The organism is Bartonella sp. AP58NXGY (assembly GCF_042195785.1).
In the GTDB taxonomy this organism is placed as follows: domain Bacteria; phylum Pseudomonadota; class Alphaproteobacteria; order Rhizobiales; family Rhizobiaceae; genus Bartonella.
The window spans coordinates 1-247 of the sequence record NZ_JBHIOY010000359.1 but is presented as its reverse complement, the minus strand read 5'-3'; the positions used below and the strand labels follow the sequence as shown (position 1 = coordinate 247).

The following is a 247-nucleotide window of genomic DNA, read 5'->3' as shown; positions in this document are numbered from 1 at the left end:
GAACAATCACGCTACAACAATCACGCTGCTTTCTCAGCTTTTTGCTCGCTTTCTTGCTCAGCTTTTTTCTTAATGATTTGGCGTTTTAACAAACGCGCACGTTGCGATAACTCTTTATCGTCTGCCTTGACCAAAAAGCCATCAAGACCACCACGATGCTCAACAGAACGCAATGCATTTGCTGAAATACGCAAGCGATAACTTTGCTGCAACACTTCTGAAATTAATGTCACATTGCAAAGATTTG

At 41.7% G+C, this 247-nt stretch carries 1 protein-coding gene; it reads right to left on the bottom strand.

What is annotated here, in order from left to right; translation table 11 throughout:
• Positions 1-20: 20 nt before the first annotated feature.
• Positions 21-247 (bottom strand): bL28 family ribosomal protein (locus ACFINC_RS11410; protein WP_375617274.1); only part of this gene is annotated, 227 nt, incomplete at its 5' end.